At 47.0% G+C, this 16,532-nt stretch carries 19 protein-coding genes; 9 read left to right on the forward strand and 10 right to left on the reverse strand.

Annotated elements, in window-relative coordinates:
• Positions 1-7: 7 nt before the first annotated feature.
• The 9 genes from GN111_RS29570 to GN111_RS29610 all read left to right on the forward strand — a co-directional run bounded on the left by GN111_RS29570 (position 8) and on the right by GN111_RS29610 (position 9,756).
• Positions 8-1,576, forward strand: a complete 1,569-nt coding sequence (locus tag GN111_RS29570; RefSeq protein ID WP_269433798.1) for an NAD(P)/FAD-dependent oxidoreductase — start codon at positions 8-10, stop codon at positions 1,574-1,576.
• 12 nt (positions 1,577-1,588) lie between these two features.
• Positions 1,589-2,656, forward strand: a complete 1,068-nt coding sequence (locus GN111_RS29575; RefSeq protein WP_155307193.1) for a TRAP transporter substrate-binding protein — start codon at positions 1,589-1,591, stop codon at positions 2,654-2,656.
• 167 nt (positions 2,657-2,823) lie between these two features.
• Positions 2,824-3,306 (forward strand): TRAP transporter small permease, encoded by a 483-nt coding sequence (locus tag GN111_RS29580; protein ID WP_155307194.1) that lies wholly within the window; start codon positions 2,824-2,826, stop codon positions 3,304-3,306.
• Positions 3,307-3,377: 71 nt separating this feature from the next.
• The gene (locus tag GN111_RS29585) at positions 3,378-4,685 is read left to right on the forward strand and encodes a TRAP transporter large permease (RefSeq protein WP_155307195.1); all 1,308 of its coding nucleotides are present in this window, start codon (positions 3,378-3,380) and stop codon (positions 4,683-4,685) included.
• A gap of 33 nt (positions 4,686-4,718) precedes the next feature.
• The gene (locus GN111_RS29590; RefSeq protein ID WP_155307196.1) at positions 4,719-6,008 is read left to right on the forward strand and encodes an NAD(P)/FAD-dependent oxidoreductase; all 1,290 of its coding nucleotides are present in this window, start codon (positions 4,719-4,721) and stop codon (positions 6,006-6,008) included.
• 14 nt (positions 6,009-6,022) lie between these two features.
• A complete protein-coding gene (locus tag GN111_RS29595) occupies positions 6,023-6,694 on the forward strand; it encodes a GntR family transcriptional regulator (RefSeq protein ID WP_155307197.1) in 672 nt (223 codons plus the stop codon).
• A 92-nt stretch (positions 6,695-6,786) separates the two neighbouring features.
• Positions 6,787-8,193, forward strand: coding sequence for an aldehyde dehydrogenase family protein (locus GN111_RS29600; protein WP_155307198.1), 1,407 nt, complete (start codon positions 6,787-6,789; stop codon positions 8,191-8,193).
• A complete protein-coding gene (locus tag GN111_RS29605; RefSeq protein WP_155307199.1) occupies positions 8,194-8,637 on the forward strand; it encodes a VOC family protein in 444 nt (147 codons plus the stop codon).
• 186 nt (positions 8,638-8,823) lie between these two features.
• Positions 8,824-9,756 carry a hydroxymethylglutaryl-CoA lyase gene (locus GN111_RS29610; protein WP_155307200.1) on the forward strand — a complete coding sequence of 311 codons (933 nt, stop codon included), beginning with the start codon at positions 8,824-8,826 and terminating at the stop codon, positions 9,754-9,756.
• A gap of 328 nt (positions 9,757-10,084) precedes the next feature.
• Here the strand turns inward: GN111_RS29610 and GN111_RS29615 are convergent, their stop codons facing one another.
• The 10 genes from GN111_RS29615 to GN111_RS29660 form a co-directional block, all read right to left on the reverse strand.
• On the reverse strand, positions 10,085-10,348 hold the full coding sequence (locus tag GN111_RS29615; protein ID WP_155307201.1) for an HU family DNA-binding protein: 264 nt from the start codon (positions 10,346-10,348) through the stop codon (positions 10,085-10,087).
• An 87-nt stretch (positions 10,349-10,435) separates the two neighbouring features.
• Positions 10,436-10,711, reverse strand: a complete 276-nt coding sequence (locus GN111_RS29620) for an HU family DNA-binding protein (protein WP_155307202.1) — start codon at positions 10,709-10,711, stop codon at positions 10,436-10,438.
• A 158-nt stretch (positions 10,712-10,869) separates the two neighbouring features.
• Positions 10,870-11,628, reverse strand: coding sequence for a DNA adenine methylase (locus tag GN111_RS29625; protein WP_155307203.1), 759 nt, complete (start codon positions 11,626-11,628; stop codon positions 10,870-10,872).
• Positions 11,629-11,920: 292 nt separating this feature from the next.
• Complete coding sequence (locus GN111_RS29630) at positions 11,921-12,199, reverse strand: Mor transcription activator family protein (protein ID WP_155307204.1); 279 nt, start codon at positions 12,197-12,199, stop codon at positions 11,921-11,923.
• Positions 12,199-12,756: a DUF3486 family protein gene (locus tag GN111_RS29635; RefSeq protein WP_155307205.1), complete on the reverse strand. Its 558-nt coding sequence runs from the start codon at positions 12,754-12,756 to the stop codon at positions 12,199-12,201. Before GN111_RS29635 ends, GN111_RS29630 begins: the two co-directional genes overlap by 1 nt.
• Before the next feature lie 2 nt (positions 12,757-12,758).
• On the reverse strand, positions 12,759-13,052 hold the full coding sequence (locus GN111_RS29640) for a VpaChn25_0724 family phage protein (protein WP_155307206.1): 294 nt from the start codon (positions 13,050-13,052) through the stop codon (positions 12,759-12,761).
• Positions 13,049-13,492, reverse strand: a complete 444-nt coding sequence (locus GN111_RS29645; protein ID WP_155307207.1) for a DUF2730 family protein — start codon at positions 13,490-13,492, stop codon at positions 13,049-13,051. The genes GN111_RS29640 and GN111_RS29645 overlap by 4 nt, the downstream gene beginning before the upstream one ends.
• A gap of 3 nt (positions 13,493-13,495) precedes the next feature.
• Complete coding sequence (locus GN111_RS29650; protein WP_155307208.1) at positions 13,496-13,717, reverse strand: hypothetical protein; 222 nt, start codon at positions 13,715-13,717, stop codon at positions 13,496-13,498.
• A gap of 474 nt (positions 13,718-14,191) precedes the next feature.
• A complete protein-coding gene (locus tag GN111_RS29655; protein ID WP_170302517.1) occupies positions 14,192-14,854 on the reverse strand; it encodes a PAS domain-containing protein in 663 nt (220 codons plus the stop codon).
• Positions 14,855-15,321: 467 nt separating this feature from the next.
• The gene (locus tag GN111_RS29660) at positions 15,322-16,431 is read right to left on the reverse strand and encodes an LbtU family siderophore porin (protein ID WP_155307210.1); all 1,110 of its coding nucleotides are present in this window, start codon (positions 16,429-16,431) and stop codon (positions 15,322-15,324) included.
• Between the last annotated feature and the right edge of the window lie 101 nt (positions 16,432-16,532).

The raw sequence follows: 16,532 nt of genomic DNA on the forward strand, positions 1-16,532 counted from the left end.
AATTCCCTTGGAGACGAAGGGTTTAAAAGAAGATAAGAAACGGTCCATGAGAATGTTAGAACATAAGGCGAGAAACAGCAAAGAATCGGTTTTGGAGACGGACGTTGTCATCGTAGGGGCAGGAATCATCGGTATGAGCCTCGCACGTGAATTAGCACGTTATCACGTTAACGTCACCGTGATAGAAAAAGAAGCCGATGTCGCAATGGGAATCAGCAAAACCGCTGGCTCTCTAGTTTATATGGGTTTATTTCAAGCTTTATCGCTGGTGATAAAAGACCTTGGACAAGGCATGGATCTTGAGGAAGAAACCAAAACCGAACGTATGAAATTGCTCTGGGAAGGGTTCCAAGAGTTCGACACCATCGCTCATGACTTGGACATTTCCCATAAGCACGTTGGGGTTCTTTTAATCGCTCGAAATGAAGCCGAATTAAAGAAATTGAGAAAACTCGAGCAACTTGCGCAATATGTCCCCGGTGGTACGGTGCGCAAAGTCGAGCGATCAGAGCTTTTCGAGTTGGAACCCAACCTTACCCCAGACGCAATCGAAGGTTTACACGATTCAACTGGTACAATTTCCATGTTTGGGCCAGAGTATGTGATCGCAATTTACGAAAACGCTTGCGAGAACGGTGCACGTGTTCTTTTTAACACAGAATGTTTGAACATTGAGAAAGACAATGAGTACCATTTAGTACAAACTAGTTCGGCCAAAATACGAACTCGCTACATAGTTAATTGTGCTGGTAAGTACGTGGACAATATTGCGGACATGGCCAATGCCCGAACGGGATGGAACCTGCTGTTTTATCGCAGCCAGGCATTGCTGCTTGACAAGAAATTGGCTGGAACCATCAATCATATTGTTGGAATACCCCCGGACGCCGGCAAGATAGATTTTATTTACCCTATGGGAGAAGGAAATCTTCATGTTTATGGAGGATACTATGATCCCATAAAGGATAGAGAGTATACAGATACCACAGAAGAAAATTTTGATGATGCTATAAATCGAATGAAGCAGTTGATCCCTTGCCTGTCCGAAAGGGATATTATCACCTCTTATGTGGGCGTGCGGACGTTCAACGACAAGGAATTCGAAGAGAATTTGATTGAACATTCACCACACGATCCAACATTCATTAACGTATTAGTTAGGATGCCGGGGTTTACTCCATCTCCAAGAATTGCAGTTAAGGTCGCCGGAATGCTGGCCAATGCAGGCTTAGAACTGAAAGAAAAAGAAAAAATTATAACTACAAGACAAGCTATTCCGCGCTTTCGATTTCTTTCGGACTCTGAAAAAGAGAATCTAATTGCAAAGGATAAGCGTTACGGTCGAGTTGTTTGTAAATGTGAAACTGTCACTGAAGGTGAAATAGTGGAAGCGATCCGCCGAGGAGCGACAACCTTGCAAGGTGTTATGTTTAGGACTCGTTCGGGAATGGGTAGATGCCAGCGCAATTGGTGCGGACCAAAAATTTTAGAAATTTTAGCCCGCGAATCAGGAAAGCCGAAAGAATGCGTCACCTTCAAAGGTGAAGGGTGCAGCCTTTTGACCGGTTTAGTCTAATAAGGAGGAGTCATGAAAAAAGGAATGACCATTTGGATGTGTTTCATTTCAGCCATTGTCTTAATTTCATGGGTAGGCATGGTATCAATTGCACAGGCCAAGACTTTGAAATACTCGAGTCCGTATGGTGAAACCAATCCCATGACAAGTTCAATGCAGTGGTTTGGTAAGGAACTGGAAAAGCGTACCAACGGTGAATATAAGGCCAAGTTCTTTTTTTCAGGAACAATGGGAAAGGCTCCTGATATGCCGGAGATGTGTAAGAATAGAGCCGTAGACTTTATTTTCACTGGAATGGGCTACACGCCGCATATTTTCAAGCTAAATCGCGGATTTGAATTAATGTATATCACTGAAAATCCCCATGCCAATGGCGCTGCTCTCTGGGATTTATACCATAATTACAAGCCAATCCGGGACGAGTGGGAAAATAATGGTTTGATGATGGTGTTTCCGGCAGGTATCGATATTATGGCCTGTCAAGGGAGGAAAGCAACGCGTAGTGTAGACGATTTAAAGGGTCAAAAACTACGAAGCTACGCAGGTGTAGCCGAGATGATCAAGCTTTGGGACGGCAACCCAATAGCGCTATCTTATGCAGAAATATATGATGCTTTGAACAGGGGTGTTCTCGATGGGGCTTTTGGGATCCCTTCATTGAACGTGTATGCTTCACGCTTTTGGGAAGTTGCACCACACTTGTACAACACTGGTGCCGGAATTTATGCTTGTACCTACTTTGCCATGTCGAAAAAAACATACGATAGCTTTCCAGAGAATGTCAAAAAAGTTGTCGAGGATTTAAGAATTGAAGGAATGGCTCGGCACCGCGAATGGATGGCCCAAACAGAGAAAGAAGTATTCGAAAAGCTGAAGCAGGAAAAGACAATTCAAATTATCAACTGGAGCCCAGAGGAAAAGGCTAAAGGGAAGAAACTGGCCGTCCCTGGAATTTGGCAGGCTTGGCTTGACGAGATGGAAAAAGGGGGTTTGCCAGGGAAGGAATTCATAGAGAAATACCGCAACTTAGTTCAAAAGTACGAAAAGAAATATCCGTATCAGAATCCTTACGATTTTTAATGCGAATACAAACTGTCCACCTCGATGGCTTTTATTTCCGGAAGGGTGGACAGTAAGCCTATCCTTTGAAAAGGAAAGGTTAAGTGAATAATTTTCGGATATGGGTGAATGCTTTTAGGAAATGCAGTATTCGATTCTTGACTTGCTATCTGGACTGGACCTGAATCATGAAAATCATTTATTCCATAACAAAAAGCGTAATAGTGTCCTGCCTGGCGTTAATGGTGGTCCTCGTCGTCATTGACGTTGCTGGCAGAAGCATGACGGGTTCGGGACTTCCAGGGACTGTAGAAATTAACGAATATCTGCTTGTGGTCGTGGGTTTTATGGGGATTTTTCAAACCCACCACGAAAAAGGGCATGTGGACGTTAACCTCCTGTTTTCAAAATTTCCCCTAAAACTACAAGTTCTAATGGATAGATTTAATAATATTCTGATCATCCTATTTAGTATGCTTTTTATTTATGCGGGAGTTGAACGGCTTTGGGGCGCTTTTCAATCTGGAGAAACCAATTGGTTCGGCGCCTATGTTCTGCCAGTATGGTTTGTTAGGATCGTTGTTCCTATCGGCTTTTTTGCCACAGGCCTGCAAAGCTTGATCAATCTCTTATCACCTAATATCTCGAGCGATGAATTCGGTTCTTCTTGATAGTCAAATATTGGGTGATGCCAACATAACATACATATCTCAAACTATATTATCAGAGAAGAATAAAAGCCATGGGGCCGATTGAAATTAGTATAATAGGTATTTGCGGATTGCTCATCCTGCTGGCGATACGTGTCCCGATTGCTTTTGCTTTATGCATTGCGGGCATTGTAGGAATCATGGCACTGGACGGCTGGACTGTAGGAATATTTAGCCTGGGTAACTATCCATTTGCTTTTTTGAAGAGCTGGCTTCTTGTGGCGGTGCCTCTGTTTATTTTGATGGGATATTTGGCTTCTTCAGCCGGAGTAACCACGCATGCGTTTACCACCGCCTACCGTTGGCTGGGGGAATTGCCCGGCGGGCTGGCAATGGCAAGTATTGCCGCGTGCGCGGCCTTTGCGGCGACTTCGGGTTCCAGTGTCGCAACCGCCGGAATGCTCGGTGCAGTTGCTATTCCCGAAATGCAAAAATATGGTTATGACCGAAAACTGGCTTCGGCTTCAGTGGCAGCGGGGGGACTTCTCGGAATTCTAATCCCGCCTAGCATTGTGTTGGTGATATATGGATTCATAACAAGAACCTCTGTAGCGAAACTGCTGTTGGCTGGAATTCTGCCTGGTATTCTTACGGCACTGACATACTTTGTCGGTATTTATTTGATGGTGAAATACCGCCCTTCTATCGCTCCCAAAGCTATGAAATTCACGTGGACGGAACGCATAAGGTCCCTACCCAAAATGTGGGGTGTATTTGTGCTCTTCTTGGCGGTTGTCATCGGCATCTATGCTGGCATTTTTACACCTACCGAAGCCGCCGCAGTAGGTACGTTCATTGCTTTTTTGATGAGCTTGCTAAAAAACTTCCGTTCGCCGGTGAATATAATCAAGGCTTTCGCAGATACAGGAAGAACCACTGGGATGATCCTGGCCATTTGTGTAGGAGCATCTTTGTTCACACAGTTTATTACCCTATCAGGCCTTCCGGATTTGGTGGCCGAGAAAGTGGCCAGTATTCAGGTGGCCCCCATTTGGATTATGCTGACCATGTTGGCAATTTATTTGCCACTGGGGTTGTTCCTGGATACCATTTCGATGCTTCTCATAACGGTACCGATATTTTTTCCTATCGTTGTAAGTCTTGGTTATGATCCAATTGTCTTCGGAATACTGGTCGTAAAAATGGAGGAGATTTCCCTTATTACACCACCAGTGGGGCTGAATGTATACGTCATCAAAGGTGTAGCACCTGAAATTCCATTAAGCGATATTTTTATCGGGATTGTGCCGTTTCTGATTATGGAGTTTGTTGTAATGGCGATTTTGATTGCATTCCCAGAAGTGGTAATGTTTTTGCCTAATTCCATGATTGCTAACTAATCGAGTACTTCCTGGAACACTAAGGAGCAAAGTTTGACTGCATTAGAAAAACATGTTGATGTTGCGGTGATTGGGGGCGGCCCGGCTGGCATTTCAGCTTGCTTGGAGTTGGTTAAAGTCCCGGGAATTCGAATTGCCCTGTTTGAAAGTGAGGCCGAGTTGGGTGGAATGCCACGATGTTGCCACGTTTTTTTCGGCATGCGGGACATGAAACGATTATACAGCGGGCCACAATATGCTCGCAAGCTATCCCAATTGGTGAGAAAGACGCGAGTTGATATCCACACCAACGCAACTGCCTTGCAAATCATAGAAGGAAAAGAGAAATCAAGGCATTTAGTAAAAATCGCAACTCCAGAAGGGCTGATTACATGCAAATGCAAATATCTGCTTTTGGCAACTGGATGTTTCGAGAGCTCACGTGAATCTCGCAGAATTCCGGGGACAAGACCGGCGGGTATTTATACTACCGGCTCGTTGCAGCAGGTGGTTAATCTGCAAAAACTAAAACCTGGCCGAAAGGCTCTCATTCTTGGAAGCGAGAACGTCGCCTTTTCGGCTGCTCTCACCTTGCATCGTGCCGGAATAAAGATAGCTGGTCTGGTTAGCGAGGATTCCCGTTTGCAAACTTATCCCTTGGCTGCAAAGGCTATAAGTATCGCAATGGGCTTCAAAATATTTGATGACACTGATATAGAAAACATATTCGGCAAAAAACGTGTTGAAGGCGCAACATTAATCCGACGAAGCGACCGTCGATCTTTCGAGATTGATTGTGATACCGTAGTTTGCACGGGAAAATTCCGTCCTGATGCAGCTCTGATTTATCAAACCTCTATCGCTGAGGATCAGGATAGTAGAGGACCGCTGGTGGATATGAACTACATGACTAGCTCGCCGCGAATTTTTGCTGCCGGCAATGTACTGCGTGGGGCTGATATGCACGATATCTGTGCCCTGGAAGGCCGCCAGGTTGCGGTAAGAATTCTTGATCATCGGAGAGGAAACGAATTAAATGATACCAACCGTGTCACACTCAGTGTAAGTGCACCATTAAGATATGCAGTACCGCAGGTTATTTTTCTAAACAGGGCGCGAACTACCAGAACTTCCTGTTGGAGTCCAGGAGTATCAGTGCAGTCAGCCTTAACGCTCAAGCGTGTAACTATCGAGGCTTGGTCCGGAGACAGAAAGCTATATTCCAAGCGCTGTTCGCGGTTAATTGCAAACAGCCGGTTCCCGCTGCAAGTTGAAAGATTTGATTGGGAAAAGGCTGACCTTTCCAAACCAATAATGATTAAGGTTGTCGAAGATCAATTTTAAACAAGGACTAATTCATGGCAGCTAAAGACCGACACGAAAATGCTTACGATGCCATTAAGGAATTACTTTTCCGGAGGGTGATCAATCCAGGCCAAAAATTGCCTTATAAGGATTTGTGCCAGTTGATCGGCCTAAGTAAGACCCCTATCATTAATGCCTTAAACCGTTTGGTGTATGAGGGATTTGTTTCTTACGAGCCAAACAAAGGGTATCGTATTACTCCTATCGATGAAAAATCGATTTCCCATCTCTTCGAAATCCGGCTTGAACTCGAATGTTTAAACGTACGCAATGCGGTCAAGAATTTTACCCCTGAAGGATATGCCAAGTTACAGGAAAGATATAATCAACTACAAGGCTATACTCCTGAATTTACAGATAGAAAAAAATTGAGTTTTGATATGGAGGTCCACCTCGAAATTGCTCGTATGGGTGGAAATCCCTACTCTTTGACGTTCCTTAAGACCGTTCTGGAGCATATCTTTTTCATGTATCAACTGGAAAGGGGTGTGGAGAGAAGGAAGGAGAAAATCGAGTACGAACATAGCAAGGTGGTAGAAAACATAGGAAAGCAAGACATCGTAGCTGCCGAAAAACATATGCGCAAGCATATCGAGGCATTGCACAGGCTGATGCTTGATTATCTTAAGGAATTGAAACAGAACGAAGAAAATTTTTGGGTGTGAAGACCTTTAATAAAGGATTTGAAATAATTTTACATTCTAACTGAAAATAAATGTGAAGATACTTACTATTTAGGTGAATATGGAGGTTTAAAGTGAGCAAGGAATTGAGTACTGATCAAGTTGCTTATGCAAAGGGACTCATCGAAAAGTCTCAGTCGGCAATGGAAAAGATTGCAGATTATACACAGGAAAAGGTCGACAGGTTGTGCCAGGCTGTTGGTTGGGCAATCTCAAATGAGATCACATTTACACGTTTGGCGCAAATGGGGGTTACGGAAAGCGGCATTGGGGATTTTGAAGGCCGTCCAAATAAACGTTTCAAGGTTCATGGGGTATTGAGGGATTGTCTACGACAGAAAAGTGTCGGAGTTATTGAGGAAATCCCGGAGAAAGGTCTTGTAAAATATGCCAAACCAGCTGGAGTGGTTGTGTCCTTGGTTCCTACAACCAATCCGGCTATGACGCCGGCGACGACTGCCGTTTTTGCCGTAAAGGCCAAGGATGGCGTCATTTTTTGCCCACACCCACGAGCAAAGAAAACTATACGACAAACAGTACAAGTCTTGCGCGACGCGCTGGAAAAACAAGGAGCACCCCCTGATTTGTTCCAGTGTGTCGAACAACCAAGTTTTGCTCTTACCCATGAATTGATGGCACGTTGTGATTTGGTTATGGCTACTGGTGGACCTGCGATGGTAAAGGCAGCCTATAGCTCTGGGACTCCAGCTTTTGGGGTCGGTGCCGGGAATGCAACAATAATTATTGATGAAACTGCAGACATCGAGACTGCAGCCAATTATGTAAAAACCAGCAAAATGAACGATAACGGATCTGGCTGTTCGGCCGATGGGAATGTACTGGTTGCTGACCAAATTTACGACAAATTTTTAATAGCATTACAAAATGAGGGTGGTTACCTCGCAACTGACTCAGATAAGGCAAAGCTGCTAGAGACCATGTGGGATTCGCAAGGACACAGAACGATCGATACTGTCGCCTGCCCGGCAAGACAGATTGCAGAGCGGGCCGGATTTGATTTGCCGTCAGATAAACAATTCATAGCCGTCAAGCAGAAAGAGGTTGGACCGCAGCATCGTTTTTGCGGCGAGAAACTATCTCCGGTTCTTGCAATCTACAAATTTTCAAATTTCCAAAAGGCTCTCGAAATGATGCAAGGCATTTTCCGTGTAGGAGGTCGCGGGCATTCTTGTAGTATCTACTCGCACGATGATGAACATATACATTTGTTGGCTTCCTCGGCCCCCGTAAGCAGAATCATGGTTCGACAGCCAACCTCCTTGGCGAATTCAGGATCGTTCACCAACGGAATGCCGATGACCGCCAGCTTAGGATGTGGTATATTGGGAAATAATATTACTAATGAAAATATACATTTAAAGCATTATTTGAATGTAACCTGGGTGAGCCGACCGATACCTGAAGATCGTCCTGCAGAGAAAGAGCTTTTTGGAGATTTTTATCAAACCGAGGTTTTTTAAGTGATTAAAGGGCTAGACCATATTAACATCGTTGTCAGTGACTTGGAGCGTTCCCAAAAGTTTTTTGAATGCTTCGGGATGGTTGTAATTGATTCTTCTGAACTGTCTGGCTCATGGATCTCTTCGATAGTAAGACTTCCGGAGGTTTCTGCACGGTATGTACGTTTGGGATTGCCTGGAACGGAAACAAAAATCGAATTGATCTCATACGATTATCCTCCCTCTGGAAAAAGTAATGAGGTTAGCCAGGCCAATCGAATCGGGTATCGACATCTGGCTTTTGAGGTTATTGATATTGAAAAAATCGTCTATAATTTCAAGGAACAAGGTATAGAATTTCTTAGCGAAATTTTTGTATACGAAAAGCTTGGAAAGAAACTTGTATATTTCTATGGACCAGATGGCATACTGCTGGAGCTATGCGAATATGTAAAAGCTAAGTAATGAGCCCTCTTGCAGGATTGTAAGACATCAAGTTGCGTTGATTGCTAAGCAGGATTTTTAATATATTTTAGCTACCGCCATTTGGAGCATTTTCCTGAGAAAAGCAAGTTTGGACCTCACAGGCATAATCCTCTTATTTTAGAGATGCGAACTGTACTAGTTTAGGCAATTATTAAGGATCTCAAGATGTCTATAGATCGAACAGTCACTATACGTGAAGTCGGGTTGAGAGACGGCCTGCAATCTGAGACGGTTTTCGTTCCAACCGTTAAAAAACTTGAGCTGGTCAAGGATCTCTCACGGGCAGGAATTAAAATCCTTGAAACAACGTCCTTTGTTAATCCAAAGGCGATACCGCAGCTGGCAGACGCTGCTGAATTGATGGCTCAGGTGGATCGTGAGGGAATTAAGCACGAAATCATGGTGCCCAACCTTAAAGGTGCCCAACGGGCTCTTGAGGCTGGTGCTGACCGGTTGGTCGTCTTCATTTCCGCTACGGATGCCCATAACCAGGCTAACGTGAAACGTAGCGTCAAAGCCTCTCTAACAGATTTGGAGGGTATTTTTAACCTTGCTCGGGAAGGGAATGTTCCTGTCACTGGAGTTATCGCGGTGGCATTCGGCTGTCCCTATCAAGGCCGGGTTCCAGTCGTGGATGTACTTTCCATTACTGAAAATTTTATCAGTCGTGGGGCCGATCGCATCAGCCTTGCTGATACAACTGGGATGGCAAACCCATACCAGATTCGTTCTATGGTGAAGGAAATGCAAAACAAATTGTCCACTGATTCCTTGTGCTTGCATCTACACAATAACCGCGGTATTGCCATCGCTAATCTTTATGCTGGATATTTGGCAGGCGTTCGAATGTTCGATGCTTCAATCGGGGGCATTGGTGGGTGCCCGAACGTTCCTCAGGCGGCCGGAAATTTAGCTACAGAAGACGTAGCATTTATGTTTGAAGCCATGGGCATTGAGACTGGTCTGAACCTAATCAAATTAATCCGGTGCGCCCATGAGATGGAGAAGCTATTACAACATCCTTTACCCGGCCAAGTGATGAAAAGTGGCCCGGTAGATCCCCAGTGCGATCGTGAGAATTGCAGCATTAGATCATGAGTCTAATTAATTGCGGGACAAGCCATCCAGGCACCTCCTCCTTCCCGCCATGGACCGAGATAGTCTTAACGTTCAACAGATTGTCTCGGTCCTTTTAAATTTTGAACTGAGTCTACCGATATTTAAGATCTTATACTATCAGCTGATTCAGGATAGATGACAAAAACTCAATCTATTCGGTCCAATTCTTTTGCCAAGTTGTTTTCCGCGCCTTGAAAAAAGGATCTTACGACGTCGAGTTGCAGATATGAAAAGGAGAGATGGTGGATTGGTCAGACAGAGTGGAGCCAAAATTATTGGCCACCCTGCCTGACATTAGAGTAGGAAACTACGGTAGATTTTTACTCGGCTTGAATGTCACAACGCTGCGCCCTTTGATTTTAATCGCTTCGCCGGTCTGTGGATTGCGACCCATCCGGGTTTTCCGATAAACGTTTTTAAACGTCCCGAATCCAACCAAAGTGACCTTGCTGTTCCTTTTCTTGAGTCCTTGCTTGATGCCACCCAGTGCAGAATCAAAAGCCACTTTGGCTGTGGCTTTGGGGATGTCGGCATCCTTGGCGATTTTTTCGATGAGTTCGGCTTTGGTCATGTTGTCTCCTCGGTTGGGGTTGATGGTTATCGGATCGCCTCTTGTTCGAGGCATGAAAGGCAACAGACGACACGGGGCTTTTAGAATTCAACGGTCGACCCGTTCCTTCAATTCCTTGCCCGCTTTGAAGAACGGCAGCTTTTTCGGCTGGATCTTGACGTTCTCTCCGGTTTTGGGATTCCGGCCAATGTAGGATTTATAGTCCTTCACGAAAAACGAACAGAATCCTCGGATTTCAACCCGTTCCCCCTTTGCCAGTGCATCGGTCATTTCATTGAATAAAGTTTCCACGACGGCAGTTGCTTTGGCTTTGGTTATATCGGCAGTGTCTTGCAGGTTTTGAATCAACTCGATCTTGTTCATGGGGATGAGGGGCTCCTTGTTATCTACAGGCCTAGTAAATGGCTTTTGGCAATTTTGGACAAAATAGACCGAAAAGGAAAACGATGTCAAGAAATCTGTTTGATTTCAAAAGGATGGGTGTATGGCCAAAACGAAGGAACACATTTCAGATATACTTCTCAATAGTTCGTGACCACCAATTCCCGCCCCTTGATCTGCTTTCCTTTCGAAACCGTGTACTTCAGGCTGATCGGCCGGACCTTGAATTCACCGAACACCTCCCGGATATCCGGATGGTCGTTGATACTCAAAATGAACTTGCTTTTGATCCCGGCCAGCACCTCGGCCATTCGTTGAAAATCCGCCAGATCGAGGTTATGGGCGTAAAACGGCTTTTTGTAATAGGGCGGATCGCAATAGAACAGCGTCCCGGGCTTGTCATAACGCCGGATGAAATCCTCCCAGGGCAGATGCTCGATGGTGACCCCCACCAAACGCAGGTGCACCGCGGACAACTCCTCCTCTAACCGCAACAGGTTGATCCGGGGAGCGTGCATCGGTGCCGTGCCGTATACCCTTCCTTTGACCCTGCCCCCGAAACACAGCCGCTGCAGGTAATAGTACCGCGCCGCCCGCTGGATGTCGGTGAGACCACCGGCGGTCTGCTGGCGCATAAAATCCTCGAACTGCTCCCGTGAAGACAGCAGCCACTTGAACTGGCGCAAGAATTCCTCGAGATGATTCTGCAGCACCCGGTAAAACACCACCAGGTCCGAGTCCAGATCGTTGATCACTTCAAATTTGGAAGTCGGTTTTCGGAAAAATACCCAGGCAGCGCCGGCGAATACCTCGCAGTAGGCTTTATGAGGGGGGATCATGTCGATGATGGTGGAAGACAGTTTGGACTTTCCGCCGATATAGGCAAGTGGGCTGTTCACGGACGCCTCCTTGTGCGTAAAACGCCATCTGTGATAATAGCCCTGTTGCTATTTCCCGTAGCAGGGCCGTCTGATATCAGATGTCTGGTTGTGCTCCGTGCAGCCATTCGCCCCGGGGATGTTCGCTGCATCCACCGGGGCGGCCCTTAGTTTTTCTTTTTTTCTCCCGAATTGCTCATTGCTCCGGCCGTAATTTGCTCAGAACCGCGTTTAAATCGGCCCAGGATCGTTTAACGCCTTCGAGAACGACCCGATACCCGTCCCAAAGAGAGATCGTCCGAATCTGGGCCTCTCAGGCCGAATTCACGATAGACCGGATCCAGGTGACCGTCAAACCATACTTGTGGGCCAGCTCGCGATGGTTGCGACCGGTAAACTCCTTGCGGATGGCCCGGTCTCGTGCCGCTCTTAGTACCTTCTCCGGCTTGGGGATATACAGCCCCTCGCCACCGCGGGCTTCGATCAGCTTCACGGTGACCTCGAAACCGATGGTCTCGGCCAGTTCCTGGAAATCGGCCGGCAAATCCTCGAACTCGATATGGTTCATGTCCAGCATGGGTGTGCCTTTCATTACCGCTTAATCCCCAGAATCTTTCTCTTGATCTCCTCGGCGGCATCGTCACTGAGACCTTTTTGCTTGACCGACGAACCGGCCACCTTTGCCGCCGCCTCCAATGCCTGGCGCCGGATCTGTTCGTCGCGCCTGACATTCTCACTGGCTGCTTTTTCCAGCTTCTCGATGGCTACGGCCAGATCCCGGAGCATTTTGGGCTCCACCGGATCGTCCTGGTCGGCCATGGCCAGGGTGGCGTCGAAGGCCAGGTTACGCACCATCTCGTTGAGCAGCTTGCCCACTTCCCCCTGGGGCTCGGCCCCCAGCTTGCCGATCCACATGCGGGCGACCTCCCGGCTCTGTTTCAGGCGGGCGCCGATTTTGTCCATGCGCAGCTTGTATCTGTTGACTGCGCTGTAGCTCAGCCGCTGTGGGTGACCATCCTCTTCGAGGATGGCATTGATCTTTTCTCTAACCGCCACCTGGGTGAGGCGCGGATCCCGGAGCATGGCCATCAACTGATCCCTTATGGACTCGGGCAGCCGGTCGATGCTCGATTGCTGGTCTTTGGGCATGGCTATCCTTTCGGACGGGGACGCTTGACCCCGTCGATCCATGCCCGGCCGCTGGCTACCTCGATCCCCCGGCCGGTCAGATTGGCCACCAACACCCCGGACACGTCCTCAATGACCACCAGACCCTGCTCCTCGAGCCAGCGCATCTCAGTGCGCACCCGGTCCCGGGTCACCATGTGGCCGTACAATTCCAGGACCGACTGCAGCATGGACTCGTTGAGGGAATACCCGTCGTCGGCGATGCTGCGCAGCATCGCCAGCCGCATGTCACTGGTTTTCAGATCCTTGAAGTTCATGAGGTCTTGCCACCCTGTTTGATGAGAAATTCGTTGATCAGGTCCACCGCCCGGTTGATACCGGATAACCTGCCGTTGAGTTCGCTCAAGGTCCCGTGCAAAAGATCGATGCGCCCGGACAACTCCTTGATGTCCCGATGCGTGGGCAGATGTTCGATCTTCAGTTCCTGGGCCTGGTCGGAACGCTCCAGTGCGGCGATGGCCTTTGCCTGCCGGTCCATGCCGGTATCGATGCCGGTATGGCGTTTGTCACAGCGTTCCCGGATCTGTTCCCGGTGATCGGACAAGGCCAGGAAGATACCGGCCTCGATCTTTTCGAAGCGCTTGTCCAAAGCCTTTTTCCGGGTCATGAAATAGACGTACACTCCGATCAGGATGGTACCGACGGACTGGGCTACGTCGAACCAGAATTTCCAGGCGGCATAATCCATGGTCGACATCGGCTATTGCTCCGTCAGGCGAACTTCCTGCCGGATCGCATTGACCAGCAGCATGGCGGATTTTGTCGGATCGGCGGCAATGGTTTTGGCCACGGCCTTGATGGAAACATCCGGATCCGCCCCGGCCACCTCCCGCATGATGGTTTCAACCAGAGCTTTCTCATCGGCCACCACCGGTGCCACGGCTTTGACCCGCAGCAGCATTCTTTTCAGGGTTCGATTCACGGCATCTTCTCCCGGCAAAAAAAAGGCCCGGCCTTCCGAAAAGGATCGGAAGACCGGGCCGGATACACAAGACAAGCCCTTGTCAAATCAGGCGGGGCCGGAAACGCGGACAAGCCCCTTATGTTGCTTAATTTCTATAAAAACAGGCTGGTTTTGTCAACCGGTTTTTACTTCCAAAAAAAGCTGTCGATCGCACAGTAATGCCTGTAGCTACAAACTCTTAGATAGCCAGTTGAAATATTAATATGGATAGAACTTGAGGGTAGGTATTGGTATATGTACCGGGGCCTTGAATGAATTAGGACGAACGAAATGTGGATATATGTAATCGGGACTGATTGGTAATTCGTTTGAGATTTCTTTACCTGCTCACTTTACATGGGGTTGTCTTTAGCGAGAACAAACATGCAATCTGAACATGGCCACATTTGCCGAGTCGAATCGAAAGATATGGTAGTAGCCAGATACAACGTCTTATATGTCGGAGGTGATTTTCATATCAGGATACAATTCTTTTATACATTTTGGGCAGAGGCTATGGCTAAATTGGGCATCGGATCTGTCCTCAATATATTTCTCGATTTTTTGCCAGTAGCCCTTATCATCCCGAATGTTTTTGCAGTTCGCACAAATTGGAATAAAGCCCCGTAGTGTTTTTATTTCTGACATTGCATTTTGCAGTTCCTTGATAATTTTCTCACGTTCTATTTCGAGCCTTTTTTGTTCAGTGATGTCGATAAGAAATAGGTTTATCCCTATAATCTCGCCATCTTCATTTAAGGTTGGATTGTAATGGTCCAAATAATATCTGCGCGAAACAGATTCGTCTCCGTATTCTTCCAAAAGCACGAATGATTCGCCTGACAAGGTACGGTCAAAATTGTTTTTGGCTTTCACGCGGTCCTCTGGGTTATTGATGTATTCGAGCATACTGTTGCCTATGGCGATATCCACCCCCCAGATTCGCTTCATGGTTTGATAGTGAATCCTATTGAAGGCTAAGTATCGATACTGACGATCAAGAGCAAAGATGACCACATCCTTGGAGCTTTCCAAAATACCATTCAAAAGGGCGTATGATTTTTTTAAGGATTGAAGAAGGTTGCCATCGGATATAGACCTTTTTTTCTCGCTCATAGGCATCTTTCAACACATTCAAATCATTCAAAATAATTTTGGGCAGATACCCGCTTTGTTTCCGGTATCGGTCGTTTCTTTATAAACTAAAGGATATAAAGTAGGAAAAACGGGCAAAATGGCAATGAGTCAGTTATGAAGAGCAATTTTACGTTTGGCAACTATATAGGGTGCGGCCCCAGAAAGGAGTGGCTGGATCTGGTGATTAAATGGATACCTGCCGTTTCAGGGCACCCCGAAAACGTTTATCCGCGTCTATCTGACATAAATGTCACTTTGTGGTAATAGCCATACCAAATCCAGATATGGGGCGAATTTAATTGTAGGTATTGGTACCTGTCGTTTTAGCCTTGTCGGATTATTTCAGGATTGGAATGGTTTCAAACAGTGTTGATAGAAAAAAGGCGCAAACGGGATATATGCTTTTTAGACCGCTTGCGCCTATTAATATATGAATCCCAGCTATATTAGAATTCTATGGCCAGTTGCGCGATGAAAGCATCTTCTTCGTCATTGTTTTCATATTCGCTGTGGGAGTATTCAACGGCCAGGTTTGTATACTTGAAGATCTCCAGGCCGAAGGTGCCCAAGTAGCGGGTCTCGGGAAGGCGATTTTGGGCATTATCCGTTCCCTGCAAGGCAACTGCGGCCGCGGCCTCTCTTTCCCCGATGGCGAAGGCGTACCCCACCTCCAAGTTCCAGGCGGAGATTTCGCCTTCATTGATCCGGGCATCGGTCCCGTCGATCCACTTGATATCATCCAGGGCAGTGATGTATTCACCGATAAACGTTATCGGACCGACACCGACGATGGCATAGGTCCCAACACCGGCGGCATACTCGTCGAGCGTCAATCCTTCCTCATCGATCACATCCCCCCAGTTGTCCGCATCCACCAGATTGTTGATGTAGCTGATCCCGGTATAGATGGTGAAGGTGTCGGTTTCCATGGTGTAGCCGGCATTGGCCCCGAAGTTGTCGATGTGATTGTCGTCTTCGCCGGCCTCGTCCACGTCGCCGTTGAAGATAAAGGCCGAACCATAGAATCCGCCGGTTTCCATGCCCACCTGGATGGCGGATTCACGGGTTTCGGCAATTGTCTGCGTCAGCGGATCGGAGATCATGTGGGTTTCAAAGTTGCCGAAGGGGACATACATCTTCCCGGCCGTCAGATAGGCGGGAACCACGTCTTCACCGCTGAAGGTAATGGTGGCTTCATCTACAAATACATCTTCGTCGTCTTCGTATTTAAACAAGACATGTCCGAAAACATGTTTGACGACCTTGGCATTGATGCCCAGTTCCACGGAGGATACGGCAATGTCGCTTTCGTCGGTGCTGTCGCCAACTGCAGGGTCCGTGCTGACATAGCCGGCTTCCAACTCGATAAGGCCGCTCAGGGCGATGCGTTCACTCCACTTGTCCGGCAGAATCCCGCCTTCTTTGCCCATTTTCTTTTCCAGTTGTTCAACCCGCATGGACAATTCCTCGTTGGACAGTGTTTCTGCATAAATAGTAGATGTACAAAAAACCATGCCCATAACCAGAACTGCGAATACTAAAACTCCTTTTTTCATCCATCTTCTCCTTTTGAAAATAAATATTAACGACAGTATTAAAAACAATTTTAAAAAATTGTCACCGAGCTGGAGGTAAAGGCAACTCGTTCTATGTGTGT

Source organism: Desulfosarcina widdelii (genome assembly GCF_009688965.1).
Taxonomy (GTDB): domain Bacteria; phylum Desulfobacterota; class Desulfobacteria; order Desulfobacterales; family Desulfosarcinaceae; genus Desulfosarcina; species Desulfosarcina widdelii.